General features: G+C 47.0%; 1 pseudogene. It reads left to right on the top strand.

Annotated elements, in window-relative coordinates:
* Window positions 1-353: pseudogene (locus A3712_RS14990) on the top strand (CpaF family protein); the annotation flags it as partial.

Below are 353 nucleotides of genomic sequence, written 5' to 3'. Positions count from 1 at the left end.
CACGAAGAGGTTATCAAGGCCATCGACCCATCGGTTGTAGTTAGCTTAAGTACGTCAGCTCTAGAGGCCCGAATTGCTGAACTCGTGTCGGAAATAGTGATCGCCAAGCAATTGCCATTAGGCCACGGTGATGTGACTCATTCTGTAGAACAACTGCTGCATGAATTTTTAGGTTTGGGACCGCTTCAACCTTTAATTGAAGACCAAACGGTCACAGACATTATGGTCAATGGTTACCGCGAAGTTTACGTAGAACGTTCCGGCAAGCTGCAAAAAACCACGGTTCAATTTCGTAATGAAGAGCAGCTGCTCAACTTAGCACGACGTATCGTGAGCAAGGTGGGTAGGCGAAT

The sequence above is a fragment of the Vibrio sp. HI00D65 genome (assembly GCF_001635455.1).
Lineage (GTDB): Bacteria > Pseudomonadota > Gammaproteobacteria > Enterobacterales > Vibrionaceae > Vibrio.
Note: the sequence above shows the minus strand (reverse complement) of the source record. Positions and strands in the feature narration are given on the sequence as shown.